This is a genomic window from Rhizobium sp. Root708 (assembly GCF_001429725.1).
In the GTDB taxonomy this organism is placed as follows: domain Bacteria; phylum Pseudomonadota; class Alphaproteobacteria; order Rhizobiales; family Rhizobiaceae; genus Rhizobium.
This window is the reverse complement of record NZ_LMHV01000012.1, coordinates 68,459-84,090: the sequence shown is the minus strand read 5'-3', so window position 1 is coordinate 84,090 and position 15,632 is coordinate 68,459. Positions and strand designations below refer to the sequence as shown.

At 61.6% G+C, this 15,632-nt stretch carries 13 protein-coding genes; 7 read left to right on the top strand and 6 right to left on the bottom strand.

All coding sequences use genetic code 11. The features are described from left to right. Nucleotides 1-131 precede the first annotated feature (131 nt). Together ASE04_RS10790 and ASE04_RS10785 are read left to right on the top strand one after the other, a co-directional pair. Nucleotides 132-458, top strand: a complete 327-nt coding sequence (locus tag ASE04_RS10790) for a GCG_CRPN prefix-to-repeats domain-containing protein (RefSeq protein ID WP_056816408.1) — start codon at nt 132-134, stop codon at nt 456-458. Between the two features lie 169 nt (nt 459-627). Further along, a complete protein-coding gene (locus ASE04_RS10785; protein ID WP_056816405.1) occupies nt 628-810 on the top strand; it encodes a hypothetical protein in 183 nt (60 codons plus the stop codon). A gap of 412 nt (nt 811-1,222) precedes the next feature. Here ASE04_RS10785 and ASE04_RS10780 read toward each other — a convergent pair whose 3' ends face one another. Next, nucleotides 1,223-2,611, bottom strand: a complete 1,389-nt coding sequence (locus ASE04_RS10780; RefSeq protein ID WP_056816403.1) for a M20/M25/M40 family metallo-hydrolase — start codon at nt 2,609-2,611, stop codon at nt 1,223-1,225. Between the two features lie 185 nt (nt 2,612-2,796). On the opposite strand from ASE04_RS10780, the gene ASE04_RS10775 reads away from it, so the two are divergent. Continuing rightward, the gene (locus tag ASE04_RS10775) at nt 2,797-5,166 is read left to right on the top strand and encodes a bifunctional diguanylate cyclase/phosphodiesterase (RefSeq protein ID WP_056817633.1); all 2,370 of its coding nucleotides are present in this window, start codon (nt 2,797-2,799) and stop codon (nt 5,164-5,166) included. 6 nt (nt 5,167-5,172) lie between these two features. Here the strand turns inward: ASE04_RS10775 and ASE04_RS10770 are convergent, their stop codons facing one another. Further along, nucleotides 5,173-5,589 (bottom strand): MarR family winged helix-turn-helix transcriptional regulator, encoded by a 417-nt coding sequence (locus tag ASE04_RS10770; protein WP_056816400.1) that lies wholly within the window; start codon nt 5,587-5,589, stop codon nt 5,173-5,175. Between the two features lie 419 nt (nt 5,590-6,008). Here ASE04_RS10770 and polA point away from each other — a divergent pair, with 419 nt between their 5' ends. The 4 genes from polA (at nt 6,009) to ASE04_RS30960 (ending at nt 12,433) form a co-directional block, all read left to right on the top strand. Further along, nucleotides 6,009-9,005 carry a DNA polymerase I gene (polA, locus tag ASE04_RS10765; protein ID WP_056816397.1) on the top strand — a complete coding sequence of 999 codons (2,997 nt, stop codon included), beginning with the start codon at nt 6,009-6,011 and terminating at the stop codon, nt 9,003-9,005. A gap of 172 nt (nt 9,006-9,177) precedes the next feature. Continuing rightward, nucleotides 9,178-11,577, top strand: coding sequence for a DNA translocase FtsK (locus ASE04_RS10760; protein WP_056816394.1), 2,400 nt, complete (start codon nt 9,178-9,180; stop codon nt 11,575-11,577). A gap of 247 nt (nt 11,578-11,824) precedes the next feature. Further along, nucleotides 11,825-12,202 carry a VOC family protein gene (locus ASE04_RS10755; RefSeq protein WP_056816391.1) on the top strand — a complete coding sequence of 126 codons (378 nt, stop codon included), beginning with the start codon at nt 11,825-11,827 and terminating at the stop codon, nt 12,200-12,202. A 9-nt stretch (nt 12,203-12,211) separates the two neighbouring features. Continuing rightward, nucleotides 12,212-12,433 (top strand): hypothetical protein, encoded by a 222-nt coding sequence (locus tag ASE04_RS30960; RefSeq protein ID WP_056816389.1) that lies wholly within the window; start codon nt 12,212-12,214, stop codon nt 12,431-12,433. Between the two features lie 343 nt (nt 12,434-12,776). On the opposite strand, the gene ASE04_RS29945 is transcribed toward ASE04_RS30960, so the two are convergent. From ASE04_RS29945 to ASE04_RS10730, 4 genes are all read right to left on the bottom strand, one after another. After that, the gene (locus ASE04_RS29945; protein WP_082597314.1) at nt 12,777-13,277 is read right to left on the bottom strand and encodes a thermonuclease family protein; all 501 of its coding nucleotides are present in this window, start codon (nt 13,275-13,277) and stop codon (nt 12,777-12,779) included. 96 nt (nt 13,278-13,373) lie between these two features. Continuing rightward, nucleotides 13,374-13,880 carry a GrpB family protein gene (locus tag ASE04_RS10740; protein ID WP_056816386.1) on the bottom strand — a complete coding sequence of 169 codons (507 nt, stop codon included), beginning with the start codon at nt 13,878-13,880 and terminating at the stop codon, nt 13,374-13,376. A gap of 14 nt (nt 13,881-13,894) precedes the next feature. Further along, nucleotides 13,895-14,494, bottom strand: coding sequence for a phosphonate metabolism protein/1,5-bisphosphokinase (PRPP-forming) PhnN (gene phnN / locus ASE04_RS10735; protein WP_056816384.1), 600 nt, complete (start codon nt 14,492-14,494; stop codon nt 13,895-13,897). Next, nucleotides 14,491-15,630 carry an alpha-D-ribose 1-methylphosphonate 5-triphosphate diphosphatase gene (locus tag ASE04_RS10730; protein ID WP_056816381.1) on the bottom strand — a complete coding sequence of 380 codons (1,140 nt, stop codon included), beginning with the start codon at nt 15,628-15,630 and terminating at the stop codon, nt 14,491-14,493. Before ASE04_RS10730 ends, phnN begins: the two co-directional genes overlap by 4 nt. Between the last annotated feature and the right edge of the window lie 2 nt (nt 15,631-15,632).

Here is a 15,632-nt window from a genome sequence, read left to right as displayed (position 1 = left end):
AGAATCAAGCGTTTCCGGCGCACAACAGCGACGGTTTTCCTGCCGCAATAATGCCTCGTTTGGTTCAGCCCCCGTTCACCTCGCCGGCCCTCTAATCGAGAGGCAAGGGACTGCAGAACAGAGGTGCAGAAATGCGCATAACTACGATCGCACTGGCGATTGCGATGAGCGGCTTCGGTGTTTCGATCGCCGAAGCAATGCCGGTGCCCGCCGTTGACAACGGCGCGGCAGGAAATGTCGTCAAGGTCGATTACGCCTGCGGGCGCGGCTATCATCTTTCCCGCTGGGGCAATTGCCGACCGAACTGGCGGCCGCCACCACCACGCTATTATGGCGGCGGATACGGCTATGGCCGGCCTCGCTGGGACCGTCCGCCACCGCGCTACGGCTGGGGCTACGAACGCTCCGAGGGCTATCGCGGCCCGCCGCCCTGGGCTCGTGACCGATACCGCTACTGACGGCACCAAAAATGCCTCCAAGCCCGGCCTCCAAGGTCGGGCTTCGTGTTTCCGGCCGAGCCTCGATATTTTCGCATGGCTGCCATTCGTTGCTACCGTCACAAATCTGACATATATCGCGCCGACTTGCGCCTAAGATTAGCGCAGTGCGCGCATTATGTAGGCATTCATGACCATCGACCTTTCCAAATCCGAAGAATTCAAGCTGCGCGAAGTCTGGAGCGTTCAAGAATTTGCGCGCCGCTATCGCTTGAGCAAGATGGAGGAGAGCCGGCTGAAGATGCTGCACGGCCCATTCGCCGAAATGCGCGAACTGCTCGCCGGACGAGAAAGCTCGATTACCGTCTGGTGACCGGAACCTTTAGCACGCGCACGGGTTATTGATGCAGCGAGGCACCCAAGCTTCGCGATTGGTCGGTCGTCTCCCTCAAACGTTCCGACCGAAATTAGGCCCGGTGTCTCCCTGCGGAGCGCCGGGCTTTTCATTGCCGAAACCGTTTCGCCCCCACCCCTTGAAACGAGAACACGGCATCCCGATATAGGGTTCACAAGCTGCAGCGTTCGACCGTGAGCGCGTTTCGCGCCGTCGGTATCGACATTGTGGTCCGAAGTTCCGTTAACTCTTCGTTAACCTTTCGAGATCACTTTAGCTGCAGTGTTCGCTTCCTCCTTGACCACGGATGTACTGGCATCGACGCGAAGCGAATGACGAAAGGCCGGATTGATCCGGCCTTTTTGTTTTTTCAGCGCAATGATCAAGCAGCTCAGGCGGCAAGCGCGCTCAAGATGCGGATCCACGAGCGAATACCCTTGTGGTAGGACGTGAGCTCGTATTTTTCGTTCGGCGAGTGGATGCGATCGTCGCTGAGGCCGAAGCCGACAAGCAGCGATTCCATTCCGAGCATCTTCTGGAAGTCGCCGACGATCGGGATCGACCCGCCCATGCCGATGACGACGGCGGGCTTCGGCCATTCGTCCGACAGCGCCGTCTTCGCCTTGGTGAGAACAGGCGAATCGTAGGCCAGATGAATTGCCGGGGAGCCGCCGTGCGGATGGAATTCGACGGAGCAATCCGCCGGCACCTTCGAGCGAACGAAATTGCGGAAGCTCTGCCGGATGGTGTCCGGATCCTGGGTGCCGACGAGACGGAAGGAAACCTTGGCGGACGCCTTGGCGGCGATCACGGTCTTGAAGCCCTCGCCGGTGTAGCCGCCCCAGATGCCGTTGACCTCAGCCGTCGGACGCGCCCAGGTGAGTTCCAGCACCGACCGGCCCTTTTCGCCCGCGGGAACCGATAGGCCGACTTCGCCGAGGAAACTCTCAGCTGTCTTTCCGAGCGAGTCCCAGGACGCCTTGATGTTCTCTGGCGTTTCCTCGACACCGTCATAGAAGCCTTCAAGCGTGATCCGGCCCGTTTCATCATGCAGGCCTGCCAGCACCGATGTCAGGATGTGGATCGGATTGGCGGCGGCGCCACCGAAGAGACCGGAATGCAGATCGCGATCCGCAGCGGTCACGACGATCTCCTCACCGACGAGGCCGCGCAGGGCCCCGGCGATGGCCGGCGTCTCGCGGTCCCACATGCTGGTGTCGCAGACGAGCGCATAATCCGCTTTCAGCTCATCGGCATTTGCCTGCAGGAACGGCTTCAGGGACGGCGAACCGGATTCTTCCTCGCCTTCGAAGAGAATGGTGATGCGGCAGGGGAGCGCGCCCTCTATTTCCTTGTAGGCGCGGCAGGCCTCGACGAAGGTCATCAACTGGCCCTTGTCGTCGGCCGTGCCACGGCCGGTGAGGATCTTCCTACCATCGCCGACATCCTTGATCGACGGCTCGAACGGATCATTTTCCCACAGCTCGATCGGATCGACGGGCTGGACGTCGTAATGGCCGTAGAAAAGCAAATGCGGCGCATCCGACGTCGCGCCATCGTGATGGGCAACGACCATCGGATGTCCGGGCGTGTCGCGTACCGACGCGTCAAATCCGATCGACTTGAGGTAGGCCACCAGCCATTCGGCGCCCTTCCGGCATTCGGCCTTGTAGGCGGGATCGGTCGAGATGGACTTGATCCGCAGCAGCTCAAACAGCTTATCCAGACTCGAGGTGAGGTTCTGATCCGCACGCGCAAGTACCGGTACTATATCGGTCATTTTCGACTCCTTTGAAAATCTGGCGGGACGATAGACCAAAGAGACGCTGCTTTCGAGGCGAAAAACCGTGGGAACCGGCACGACATAAACACGCACGCCATAAAGGGGTGCGGCAATCAAAATACAATTTACAGTTATTTAGCAACTGCTTGATAATCTCGATCCAGTCGTCGATCGAGGTGAACATGTTTTCAGTCATCACCTGTATTCGTGACAACCATGACTGGCGCCTCATCGTCGCCGCGGTTGTCGTCTGCCTCATCGGCAATCTGACAGCCATGCTGCTGCTCTTCAGGGCCCAGCAGTATGATCGGGTCCAACAGCGTCTGTGGATCATGGCTTCGGCATTTGCCTGCGGCGTCGGCATCTGGGCGACGCATTTCATCGCCATGCTCGCCTATGACGGCGGCTTTCCGATTACCTACGGCCTCGGCCTGACCGCCCTCTCGGTCATCATCGCGATCGGCATGTCGCTGCTGGCAATCCTCGTTGCCTCCGAAGGAACGAGCCGGTATGCGTTCGCGTCCGGCGGCGTGCTGATGGCGCTTGGCATCGGTGCCATGCATCTGACCGGCATGCAGGCGATCGAAGCCCCTGTTGACATCGTCTACGATCTCTATGCGACGCTCGTGGCGCTGGTGATCGGCGCGACGTTGACGAGCGCTGCGTTTCTCGCCTTCAGCAAGCTCAAGGGCGCACAAAGGTTGATCGTCTCGGCCCTCGCGATGGTGCTGGCGATATCGCTGATGCACTTCATCTCGATGAGCAGCATCACGCTGGTGCCGGTCGCCGGTCGTAGCGCCACTGCGATGCTTGAGCCGAAGTCCGTGGCGGCAATCGTCATGGGTGTCTCGACCTCGCTCATTCTCCTCGCACTCGGCGCGGTTTTCCTTGCGAGCCATCTGACGGACCTACGCGGTCTCGCGAACGCCACCATGGAAGGCCTGCTCGTTCTGCACGAGGGCACCATCGTCGATGCCAACGAACGCATTCAGCAGCTCTCCGGCTGGCCGCTTGCCGATCTCATCGGACGAGGCCCGGACGGAATACTGATGACGACGGGCAGCGCCACGACGGGCAACATCGAAACGCTGCTGACGACGCGCGAAGAGCGCGAGATTCCGGTCGAAACCATGACGCGGCGGATGGTCTATCGAGGCCGCACCTGCGAGGTTCTGGCGATACGCGATCTCACGGAGCGCAAGCGCGCCGAACAGATGATCGAGCATCTGGCGCAGCACGACGTCCTGACCGGCCTGCCGAACCGCTCGCTTTTCGACACGCGCATGCGCCAGGCGATCCAGGTCGCCAGCCGAAAACGGGCGCAGGTCGCCGTGTTCTATCTCGATCTCGATCGATTCAAGGCAGTCAACGACATCTTCGGGCACGCCGAGGGGGACCGGATCCTGTGCAAGGTCGCGGCCATCCTGCGCCGTGTCGTCGATGAGAGCGCAACCATCGCCCGCCTGGGCGGCGACGAGTTCGCGATCATACAGACCGGGCAGAGACAGCCGGACGGCGGGCGGCGTCTCGCCGACCAGATACTGGACGGCGTTGCCGCCGAAATGGACATCGCCCGCGATCCGACAGCGGTCGGCGTCAGCGTCGGCATTGCCGTCTATCCCGCCGACGGCGAGACCGTCGAACAGCTGTGCGGCAATGCCGATACGGCCCTTTACCGCGCAAAGCATGCGGGTCGCGGCAAAGCCTGCTTCTTCGACGCGGAAATGGATGCCTCGATCAAGGCACGCCGCGAGATTGAGAACGAGCTGCGGCATGCGATCACCCGCAATCAGCTTTATGTCCACTACCAGCCGATCCTCGACAGCGTAAGCTCGGCTGTCAGCGGCTACGAGGCGCTGATGCGATGGAACCGGCCCGGGCACGGCACGAGCGAGCCCAGCATCTTCATCACGATCGCCGAAGAGAGCGGCACCATCATCCAGCTCGGCGAATGGGTGCTGAGAGAGGCGTGCATCGAGGCCTCACGGTGGCCGCAGCCGCTTTCGATCGCGGTCAACGTCTCACCGGTGCAATTCATGCTGCCGAACCTCTACGACCGCATCGCCAGCATCCTGCAGGAAACCGGCCTGGCGCCGGAGCGACTGGAACTGGAAATCACCGAAGCCGCCTTCGTGCGCGACAGGAAGGCCACGATCTCGACATTGATGCGCCTGCACGATCTCGGCATCCGCATCGTCATGGACGATTTCGGCACCGGCTTCTCCTCGCTGTCCAACCTGCGTGCCCTGCCCTTCGACAAGATCAAGGTCGACAGGAGCTTCACGGGCATACTGGAACACGACCCCGCCGCCCGCTCCATCGTCCGCGCCATCATCGGCCTCGGACACAGCCTCGGCATCCAAGTGGTGACCGAGGGCGTCGAGACGGAGATGCAGCGTCAGATCGTGACGAACGAAGGCTGCCAGCAGATCCAGGGCCTGCTGCTCGGGAAACCGGATATCGAGCCAAGCGTGAAGATGGCGGCGCGCGAGAGCTATCTTGCCGCCAGAGCCGAGCCGCGCCACCTGAGGCCGACCGCGGCGATCAAGTAGGATTGGTCAGAGCTTCTTGGCGTTTTCCAGAAGCCGCCTGATATATTCGAGGGTGAGTTCCCGCTCGAAGGTCTTGAAGCCGTCGAAAAGCGCGAGATCGGCCAGCTGCGCCGCTTCCACGGCATCCTTTTCCATCCGCCGTGACTTTTCGGTCAGGAAGATCAGCTGGGCTCTCTTGTCCGACGGATGGGGACGTCGCTCGATGAGGCCGTCGCGCTCCATTCTCGACAGGGTGTTGGCCATGGTCGCCTGTTCGATATCGACGCGCGCCAGCAACTGCTTCTGCGTCAGGCCGTCTTCGGCCCACAGTTCGAGAAGAATTGGAAACTGACCGGGAGAGAAACCAAGCCTTGCCGCACGCTGCTGGAGCGAGCGGGCAAAGCCTTTGGCCAATTGGCTGGCGAGATAGGCTCCCGAGTCCATTCGATCAAATCCCATTTTCTCACTTAGGCCCAAAAACCGACCCTGAGCAATGCAACAAATCGTATGCGATGCATCAAAAAATGTTCATTCCGCTTCATACAGCTTGAGATAGAGCAGAAAAACAAAGCCGCCATAGCCTGGAGGTTGGCTATGGCGGCTTAAAAATGGGGACAAAGGCCCGGAGAGGGGATGAGGCCTTTGTCCAAGTCCGACGCGGCGGGGGACAAGCCGGCTATCAGACCCGCGACGCGATCAATGATCTGCCGTCGGTAATGCTGATTTGTGATTCCGAATGTGGCTTTTCAAGGGAGAATTATCATTTGACTATTACATTTTGGTAACAGTTTGGTGAGTCAGAATCTTTTTGGCCGCCCAAGTTTATATGGACCTTGCAAAGGCGGCACGCTATCCATGCTGCCATGAAAAAAGGCGATCATCTTTTCCTTGTCGACGGTTCCGGCTTCATATTTCGGGCCTTTCACGCACTTCCGCCACTGACGCGCAAATCCGACGGCCTGCCCGTCGGGGCCGTCTCCGGTTTCTGCAACATGCTGTGGAAATTGCTGACGGATGCACGCGACACTTCCGTCGGCGTGACGCCGACGCACTTGGCCGTGATCTTCGACTATTCGTCGAAAACCTTTCGCAAGGACCTGTACGACGCCTACAAGGCCAACCGCTCGGCACCGCCGGAAGAGCTAGTTCCGCAGTTCGGACTGATCCGGCAGGCGACGCGGGCCTTCAACCTGCCCTGCATTGAGGTCGAGGGCTTCGAGGCCGACGACATCATCGCCACCTATGCAAGGCAGGCGGAGGCGGTCGGCGCCGACGTCACGATCGTTTCGTCCGACAAGGATTTGATGCAGCTCGTTACGCAAAACGTCCACATGTACGACAGCATGAAGGACAAGCAGATCGGCGTCCCTGATGTCGTCGAGAAGTGGGGCGTGCCGCCGGAGAAGATGATCGATCTCCAGGCAATGACCGGCGACTCGGTCGACAACGTGCCTGGCATTCCGGGCATCGGCCCGAAAACGGCCGCCCAGCTTCTGGCGGAGTACGGCGACCTCGATACGCTGCTCGACCGGGCAACCGAGATCAAGCAGGAGAAGCGCCGGCAGACCATCATCGAGAACGCCGACAAGGCAAGACTGTCGCGCGAGCTCGTTCGCCTGCGAACCGACGTACCGCTCGATCTGACGATCCAGGATCTGGTGCTCGAAAAGCAGGACGGGCCGAAGCTGATCGGCTTCCTGAAGGCCATGCAGTTCACCTCGCTGACGCGACGCGTCGCGGACGCCTGCGAATGCGACGCCGGCGCGATCGATGCGGTGGACGTTCAGGTCGAATGGGGTGCCGCGGCTCACGGGCCGGATCTCGACGCCGCCGCGCCCGCTCCGGTTGCCGGCGGTGTTCCCGATGTCGTTGGCGACAGCGTGCCGGTTCCAGCCAAGGCGAAGGAAGCTGGTGGAGAAGGCGTGTTCCAGCCGGCGTCGCTGGCACAGAGCCGCGCCGAGGCGTTCGCGTCGCTGCCGTTCGACCATTCCCGCTACGTGACGATCCGCGACCTCGCCATCCTCGACCAATGGATCGCCGATGCGCGGCAGACGGGGCTGGTTGCCTTCGACACGGAAACCACCTCGCTCGACGCGATGCAGGCCGAACTCGTCGGCTTCTCGATGGCGATCGCCGACAATGCCAAGAATTCGACCGGCACCACTATCCGCGCGGCCTACGTGCCGCTTACGCACAAGACCGGCTACGGCGATCTTCTCGGCGGCGGCCTTGCGGACAATCAGATTCCGATGCGCGATGCGCTGCCGCGCCTAAAGGCATTGCTCGAGGACGCGTCCGTGCTGAAGGTCGCGCAGAACCTGAAATACGACTACCTGCTGCTGAAGCGCTATGGCGTCGAGACCAAGAACTTCGACGACACCATGCTGATCTCTTATGTGCTCGACGCCGGAACCGGCGCCCACGGGATGGATCCGCTGTCGGAAAAGTTCCTCGGACACAAGCCGATCGCCTACAAGGACGTTGCCGGCAGCGGCAAGTCGAACGTGACCTTCGATCTCGTCGACATCGACCGGGCGACGCACTATGCGGCCGAGGATGCCGACATCACGCTTCGCCTGTGGATGGTACTGAAGCCGCGGCTTGCCGCCGACAAGCTGACGAGCGTGTACGAACGGCTCGAGCGCCCGCTGCTGCCCGTGCTCGCACATATGGAGGAGCGTGGCATAACGGTGGATCGGCAGATCCTGTCGCGTCTCTCCGGCGAACTCGCACAAGGGGCTGCCGCGCTCGAGGACGAGATCTTCAAGCTTGCCGGCGGGCGCTTTACCATCGGCTCGCCGAAGCAGCTTGGCGACATCCTGTTCGGCAAGATGGGGCTCGAGGGCGGCACCAAGACGAAAACGGGTCAATGGTCCACCTCGGCCAGCGTTCTCGAGGATCTGGCGGCGGCCGGGTTCGAACTGCCGCGCAAGATCGTCGACTGGCGCCAGCTTACCAAGCTGAAGTCGACCTATACCGACGCCCTGCCGGGATACATCCATCCGCAGACGAAGCGGGTTCACACATCCTATTCGCTGGCATCAACCACGACAGGCCGCCTCTCCTCGTCGGAACCAAACCTGCAGAACATCCCGGTTCGCACCGCGGAGGGTCGCAAGATCCGCACGGCCTTCATCGCCGCGCCGGGACACAAGCTCATTTCCGCCGACTACAGCCAGATCGAATTGCGCGTTCTGGCGCATGTCGCGCACATTCCGCAGCTGACGCAGGCCTTTGCCGACGGTATCGACATTCATGCGATGACGGCCTCGGAAATGTTCAGCGTGCCGGTCGAAGGCATGCCCTCGGACGTGCGCCGCCGCGCCAAGGCGATCAACTTCGGCATCATCTACGGCATTTCGGCCTTCGGCCTTGCCAACCAGCTGTCGATCGAACGCTCGGAAGCAAGCGATTACATCAAGCGGTACTTCGAGCGCTTCCCCGGCATTCGCGACTACATGGACAGCCGCAAGCAGATGGCGCGCGACAAGGGCTATGTCGAGACGATCTTCGGGCGGCGAATCAACTATCCGGAGATTCGCTCCTCCAACCCGTCGGTACGCGCCTTCAACGAGCGTGCGGCCATCAACGCGCCGATCCAGGGGTCGGCGGCCGATATCATCCGCCGCGCGATGATCAAGATGGAACCGGCACTCAGTGAAGCCGGGCTTGGCGAGCGCGTGCGCATGCTGTTGCAAGTGCACGACGAATTGATTTTCGAAGTCGAGGACGCGGATGTCGAGAAGGCCACGCCGATCATCGTCTCCGTCATGGAAAATGCCGCCATGCCGGCTTTGGAAATGCGCGTGCCGCTGAAGGTCGACGCGCGCGCCGCCAGCAACTGGGACGAGGCGCACTGAGCGCTTCGTCGAAAATACCTTAAAATTTTATACTTCACTCAAGCAATTGATATTTCGTCATTATCGACGATTTCAGGGTTCGCGGACGACTGCCTCGGAAGGAACTTATTAACCTTCATTTCCTAATCCGGAAGTGGGTAATAGTTGCTAATCATGAGTGAGTAGCGGTCGCATGCGCTTTCCTAGAAACAATCAGACGGACGCCGGGGACATTCAGACGGAAGTCGCCGGCGAACAGCGACACGACGAGGTTGCCGGCGAGAAGCCGACGCCCCCGATCTGGCAGAACAATTTCTCGCTGGCTCCGAACGTGCGCTTCACGCGTACGCCCGAGAGCCAGATCAATCCTCGCCGGGTACAGGCGGAGGCTGTTCAGAAGCCTCAGGCCGACATTGCGGTGCCACCGACACCCTGCGTAGCGGCTGAAACCGCGCAGGTGCAACCGCGCGTGCAGATACAGCCGCCAGCCACCGTCTACGCCCAGCCGCAGGCGCCTGTCGTGGTCGATGTGCCGTTCGACATCTATGTGCCCGAAGCGGCTCCGGCCCTGGGGGCCATTGTCGTCAGACGGCTGCCGGTCGAAATCCCGATGGTCGAAGCTGCCGCAAGCACCCTGCACGCGTCACCGCGTCTCGCATCCATCTCGGATTTCGCGTTCTGGGAAGCCATGTCGTTCGACGAAGTCGCGGCAGCGCCCGCCCCTCTTCCCGTTCCGGTTCCGCCCGTCGTGATCCAGAGGGCTGAGGTCAGTGCCGAATCGATCATCAGCCGTTTCCGCATCATGGAATGGCGTCCCGGCAAGCAGCCGGTCGTGGCACCCGTCGCCATCGTGCCGGAACCTCCGGTCGCGGTCGTAGCGCCGGCGCTAGTGCCGATCGTAACCGTCGAGCCGGAGCCCGCCCCGGCTCCGATCGTTCAGGTAACGGCTCCGCAAGCCAGGTCGCAGCCGATCGCGCCGTTGCCGGTTCGCACGCTGGCGCCGCAGCCGCTTGCGCCGCTGCCCCGCTTTGCCGTGCCTAAGGTCGTTCCTCCGAGGGTCGACGCTTCAGGCTACGAATTCCCGTCGCATTCGCTGCTGCAGGAGCCGCCCGAGCGCGTTGGCGAAATCATGTCCCAGGAGGCCCTGGAGCAAAACGCCGGCCTGCTCGAAAGCGTGCTTGAGGATTTCGGCATCAAGGGCGAGATCATCCATGTCCGCCCCGGCCCCGTCGTCACGCTTTACGAGTTCGAGCCGGCACCGGGCGTCAAGTCCTCCCGCGTCATCGGCCTGGCCGACGACATCGCCCGCTCGATGTCGGCGCTGTCGGCGCGTGTCGCCGTCGTGCCCGGCCGCAACGTCATCGGCATCGAACTGCCGAACGCGCTGCGCGAAACCGTCTATTTCCGCGAGATGATCGAAAGCCAGGATTTCGAGAAGAGCGGCTACAAGCTGGCGCTCGGTCTCGGCAAGACGATCGGCGGCGAGCCCGTCATCGCCGAGCTTGCGAAGATGCCGCATCTGCTCGTCGCCGGCACCACCGGCTCGGGCAAGTCCGTCGCCATCAACACGATGATCCTGTCGCTGCTCTACCGGCTGTCGCCGGAACAGTGCCGCCTGATCATGGTCGATCCGAAGATGCTGGAACTCTCCGTCTATGACGGCATCCCGCATCTTCTGACGCCTGTCGTTACCGACCCCAAGAAGGCCGTGATGGCGCTGAAGTGGGCGGTGCGCGAGATGGAGGATCGCTATCGCAAGATGTCGCGCCTCGGCGTGCGCAATATCGACGGCTACAATAGCCGCGTGGCGCAGGCGCGCGACAAGGGCGAAACCATCCACGTCATGGTCCAGACCGGCTTCGACAGAAGCACCGGCGCTCCGATCGAGGAGAGCCAAGAGATGGACCTGACGCCGATGCCTTACATCGTCGTCATCGTCGACGAGATGGCCGACCTGATGATGGTTGCCGGCAAGGAAATCGAAGGCGCGATCCAGCGTCTGGCGCAGATGGCGCGTGCGGCGGGCATCCACCTGATCATGGCAACACAGCGCCCCTCGGTCGACGTCATCACCGGCACGATCAAGGCGAACTTCCCGACCCGCATCTCCTTCCAGGTGACCTCGAAGATCGACAGCCGCACCATCCTTGGCGAACAGGGCGCCGAACAGCTGCTCGGCCAGGGCGACATGCTGCACATGCAAGGCGGCGGGCGGATTTCGCGCGTCCACGGCCCGTTCGTTTCGGATGCCGAAGTCGAGAAGGTCGTGGCACATCTGAAGACGCAGGGTCGCCCTGAATATCTCGATACCGTTACGGCTGACGAGGATGAGGACGGCGGCGAGGAAGAGGACAGCGCGGTCTTCGACAAGAGCGCCATGGGCTCCGAGGACGGCGACGAACTCTACCAGCAGGCGGTCAAGGTCGTCCTGCGCGACAAGAAGTGCTCGACCTCCTACATCCAGCGCCGCCTCGGCATCGGCTACAACCGTGCGGCTTCGCTCGTCGAACGCATGGAAAAAGAAGGTCTCGTCGGCCCGGCAAACCATGTCGGCAAGCGCGAGATCGTGGCTGGACGCAGCGAAGGGGAGTGACTTCCCGGAGCATGAACGGCTGGCGGGCGCCATAGGTGACCGCCAGTCCCCGACAATGCCAGGACTTGGCTTCTTACGAAGATAAGCCACGGGTGCAACTACCGAGGAAGCCGGCGATTGCGACACGACACGTCGGTAGCTATAGATACGCCTGTAGGCACCGCCCTTCATGTTGAAACATTGGAGCGCGCGCATGGTCTTCCGCACCGCCGGATCCATTCGCGACGTCTCAGAAGGAGATTGAGCGATGAAAGAGATCGCTGATCACGGTGTCCGCTTCGGACGCATCGCCGCGATGCTTCCCGTAAAAGATATCCGTCGGGCAATGGACTTTTACAGCGGCGTCCTGGGCTTAACCAAGGTGTTCGAAAACGGCAACCCGGTCGGTTTCGTTATCCTGAAGCGCGATGCCGCCGAACTGCATCTGACGTTGCAGCCGAACCACGAAACGCCCAACTTCAACGTCGCCCATCTCATGGTCGACGATGCGGATGCTCTCTATACGCTGTGCAAGGCGCATGGCGCGCGGATCATCAAGCGGTTGCAGGACAAGGACTATGGCCTGCGCGCCTTCGTGTTCGAGGATCCGGATGGCAACCGTATCGATGTCGGACAGGCAATCTAGGCCGACGCTTTGACCCGGGCGCATCGCGCGTTCGGGTCTCTGGAGCAGGCGCGACTTGGGTTTCGCCTGCTCGAACCGGAGGATACCGGCAGCTCGATGCGCAGCTATCGGGAAACCGCAAATCTGTCGAACAAGGTTGTCCATCGTATTCTCCCACCGGACACCACCAAGCCCCGCGCCGAAATGATCCGGGGCGGCGTGGTCTGGCTGGGAACAGGCAGGCGGCAGTAGTGTTGGATTGGGATTGTCAGGCGGTGCAGCCTGCCCGGTCGCATCGAGATTTCCGCACTTCCGGGCCGACAGGAGCGTCTCTCGGCCTTTCCGATGCGGTGGATCGCCGGCCCTGACGACTTGCGATCCCTCTTCTGCAACCATCATCGAACGCCGGACTTTCGACCAGTTTTGTGAGATCCGGTTCGCGACCCGGCTCCCTGTCCAATGACGTGATCAGTATGGGTTGGGCAATTGCGATGGGGATAGATGGAGAAGAGTCGAATCAACAAACAGCTGAAATTGCTGCGGTATCTTTTCGCGGCGTAAGATTGCTATCCTCGCGGTCCGGCCAGCATTATCGCTAACCATCCATCTGTGGGCGAAGCTTGCCGCGTTGCCGCGCATCGGCGCGCCACAACTTGCGCCGTGCATCCACCGTTTCGAGGTGACGATACTTCCCTCCCGAGAACTTGGGCCAATCCAACGCCAGGCCCATGCGGACGAGTTCGGCTGAGAGATCGCGACCATCCGGCAGGAAACAATCCGCGACTACGCGATCATAAGACAGTTCAGGCCTCATCCGAGCCGCTACGGTCTGCCCCTTGCAGAGCTGAACCAAGGCCCATTTCGATTGCTTTCCCCAAGGATGATCGAGTTCCGGCGCGTCAATCCCTGCTAAGCGAATGCGAACACTATCGATGATGATGGTGTCCCCATCGACGACCCAGCACCGGCCACTGAGAACGGTTTCGACTTTAGGCGGCGGGATCGGGGTGGTTACAACGACAATCGGTTCATAGCGTCGCTCCTGAACTCTCCCCTTGCTGGAAAACAACCGAACCAAGACCCGAAACAGGCGCATGCCCCCTCCGCGATACACTTCTCCTAGCGCGCCGCGCTGGTGTATTGCTTCGAAGCTTTGCGCAATTCAGCGTTGAGCGCAAGCATAGAGCTCTTTTCAACTATATCGAGCGCGCTGCAACGTCTCCCCCACGAAGTCCGTCTTGCCGCCGGTGTAATAGGACCAGTCGTCGTTCGCCTCACCCATAAGGCGAAGCTTGAGCGCGGCATAGGCCTGGGCCCGCTCAGGATGTGCCCTCAGATAGTCGCGGAAAATGATGCGGTCGCGAAGCACTGTGTTGTCGGAGGTGCAGAGATAGAGCCGGGCGCCGTAGGAGCCCTTGCCGCTGGTGAAGGTCCAGCTCTGGTCGTTGTACTTGTCGCCGTGAAAGGTGTAGGCGGGCAGGCCCTTGATGCGCTCGATGGCGACCAGCAAGCTTTCCTGATCGCTGAACGCGGCATGCAGATCGATCTTCGGCTTGGCGGCAAGACCCGGAACGGAGGTGCTGCCGACATGATGGAAGACCGGCGCCAGGTCGGAGAGCACCGGCTGCAGTTCCGCTTTGACGACCTCGTCGAAAAGGCTCGGCCACTTGGGATCGTAGGGAACGACAACGATGGTCATCGTCCCTCCCCGATCTAGGCGACTTCCGCGAGGAAGCCGTTCAGCGCATCCACGATCCTGCGCTCGCCGTCTTCCAGCGAGTCGCTGTTGTCGAGGTCGATCACGTCGTAATCGCCGCGCACGGTCAGCGGACCACGGGCGAGACGCGCCATGATGTCCTCATGCGTTTCGCGGCCGCGAGCCTCGAGACGGGTTGCCAGCACCTCGGCACGCGCCGTCACATTGATGACCTTGAGGCGCGGGAAGACCGCCTTGAAGTGATGAAGCGCCGAACGCGAGCCGTTGGCGATCACCAGGTTACCCTGCGCCAGCGCCACCGACACCTCGGCCGGAATGCCGTACTTCAAGCCGTGCGCTTCCCACCAGACGGCGAAGTTTCCGGCCTGCTCCATCGACGCAAAGCCCTGGTTCGACACCGCGAGATGATGTTCGCCGCCCGCCTCGCTGTCACGGGTGATGACGCGGCGGACGAAATGCACATCCGGGCGGCCGTGGAAATGCTTGGCGGCAAGCGCCATCAGCGTGTCCTTGCCGGCGCCGCTTGGCCCGACGACAACGACCATGATGCCGCGTTCGGTACCGGGAACAACGTGGGGTTCGTGTGACGGGTTCATGCGACACGGCGCCCTTCGCGCCAGACAGAGCGGCAGACCGGAACGCCATGATCGCGGTGAACACGGACGAGGTCGGCACGCAGGCCCTGAGCGATCCGACCGCGGTCATCAAGGCTGACCGTGCGGGCGGGCGTCGAGGTGACCATGGCGATCGCCTTGGGCAGGGTCATCCCTTCGACCTCGTCAGCGAGGATGAAGGGCGCGTAGAGCAAACTGAGCGGCACATAGTCGGAGGAAAGAACGTCAAGCACGCCGCGTTCGGCGAGATCGCGGGCGGCGATATTGCCCGAGTGCGACTTGCCCCGCACCACGTTCGGCGCACCCATCAATACGCTCATGCCATGGCCATGCGATGCCTTGGCGGCGTCGAAGCTCGTCGGGAATTCCGCGAGGCGCACGCCGTTCTCGATCGCTTCGTCGACGTGAGAGAGCGTTGCGTCATCGTGGCTGGCGACGGTGATGCCGCGCTCCGCGCAGACCTTGGCAATGGCGATGCGGTGCGGCGTGGAGTTGCGCTCCGATTCGCTGACGCGCTTTTCGACGAAGCGCGCGAACTCGGCGTCGGAGAGGCCGCGCTTCTTCTGGTAGTAGAAGGTGTACTGGTCCATCGTCTGGAACTGGCGCTGGCCGGGGGCATGGTCCATCAGCGAGACGAGGCGCACATAGCGATCGTTTTCGAAATCGGCAAAGTGCTCGAGCACGTTGTCGGCGGAGACCTCGCAACGCAGGTGGATCAGGTGCTCGGCGCGCAAGCGGCCTTCCTGTTCCGCCTGCTGGATCGCATCGGCCATCTCGCGCATTTCGCCGTGCTCGAAGCCGCCGTCTTCGTCAGCGCCCATGCGCAGGCAATCGAAAACCGTGGTGATACCCGAGGTGACGATCTGGGCGTCATGCGCCTGGATCGCGGCCGTCTTGTGCCAGCGCAGACCGGGGCGCGGCGAATAATGACCTTCGAGATGATCGGTGTGCAGTTCGACCAGACCGGGGATCAGATAGTCACCCTCGAAGTCTTCGCCGACATGCGAGCTGCCCGTCGAGATATCGGCAATCTTGCCGTCGCGGACGAGGACCGATCCGTTGACGATCTCGTCCTCGAGGACGATACGCGCATTGGAAAAGGCGGTTTCTTTGCTCATGG

Excerpts from the sequence above, each read along its gene's own strand:
- ASE04_RS10755 (WP_056816391.1), top strand. The coding sequence starts at position 11,825 with ATGAAAGAGATCGCTGATCACGGTGTCCGCTTCGGACGCATCGCCGCG.
- phnN (WP_056816384.1), bottom strand. The coding sequence starts at position 14,494 with ATGAACCCGTCACACGAACCCCACGTTGTTCCCGGTACCGAACGCGGC.
- ASE04_RS10740 (WP_056816386.1), bottom strand. The coding sequence starts at position 13,880 with ATGACCATCGTTGTCGTTCCCTACGATCCCAAGTGGCCGAGCCTTTTC.
- ASE04_RS10785 (WP_056816405.1), top strand. The coding sequence starts at position 628 with ATGACCATCGACCTTTCCAAATCCGAAGAATTCAAGCTGCGCGAAGTC.
- ASE04_RS10780 (WP_056816403.1), bottom strand. The coding sequence starts at position 2,611 with ATGACCGATATAGTACCGGTACTTGCGCGTGCGGATCAGAACCTCACC.
- ASE04_RS10775 (WP_056817633.1), top strand. The coding sequence starts at position 2,797 with ATGTTTTCAGTCATCACCTGTATTCGTGACAACCATGACTGGCGCCTC.
- ASE04_RS10790 (WP_056816408.1), top strand. The coding sequence starts at position 132 with ATGCGCATAACTACGATCGCACTGGCGATTGCGATGAGCGGCTTCGGT.
- ASE04_RS10730 (WP_056816381.1), bottom strand. The coding sequence starts at position 15,630 with ATGAGCAAAGAAACCGCCTTTTCCAATGCGCGTATCGTCCTCGAGGAC.
- ASE04_RS10770 (WP_056816400.1), bottom strand. The coding sequence starts at position 5,589 with ATGGACTCGGGAGCCTATCTCGCCAGCCAATTGGCCAAAGGCTTTGCC.
- ASE04_RS29945 (WP_082597314.1), bottom strand. The coding sequence starts at position 13,277 with ATGCGCCTGTTTCGGGTCTTGGTTCGGTTGTTTTCCAGCAAGGGGAGA.
- polA (WP_056816397.1), top strand. The coding sequence starts at position 6,009 with ATGAAAAAAGGCGATCATCTTTTCCTTGTCGACGGTTCCGGCTTCATA.
- ASE04_RS10760 (WP_056816394.1), top strand. The coding sequence starts at position 9,178 with ATGCGCTTTCCTAGAAACAATCAGACGGACGCCGGGGACATTCAGACG.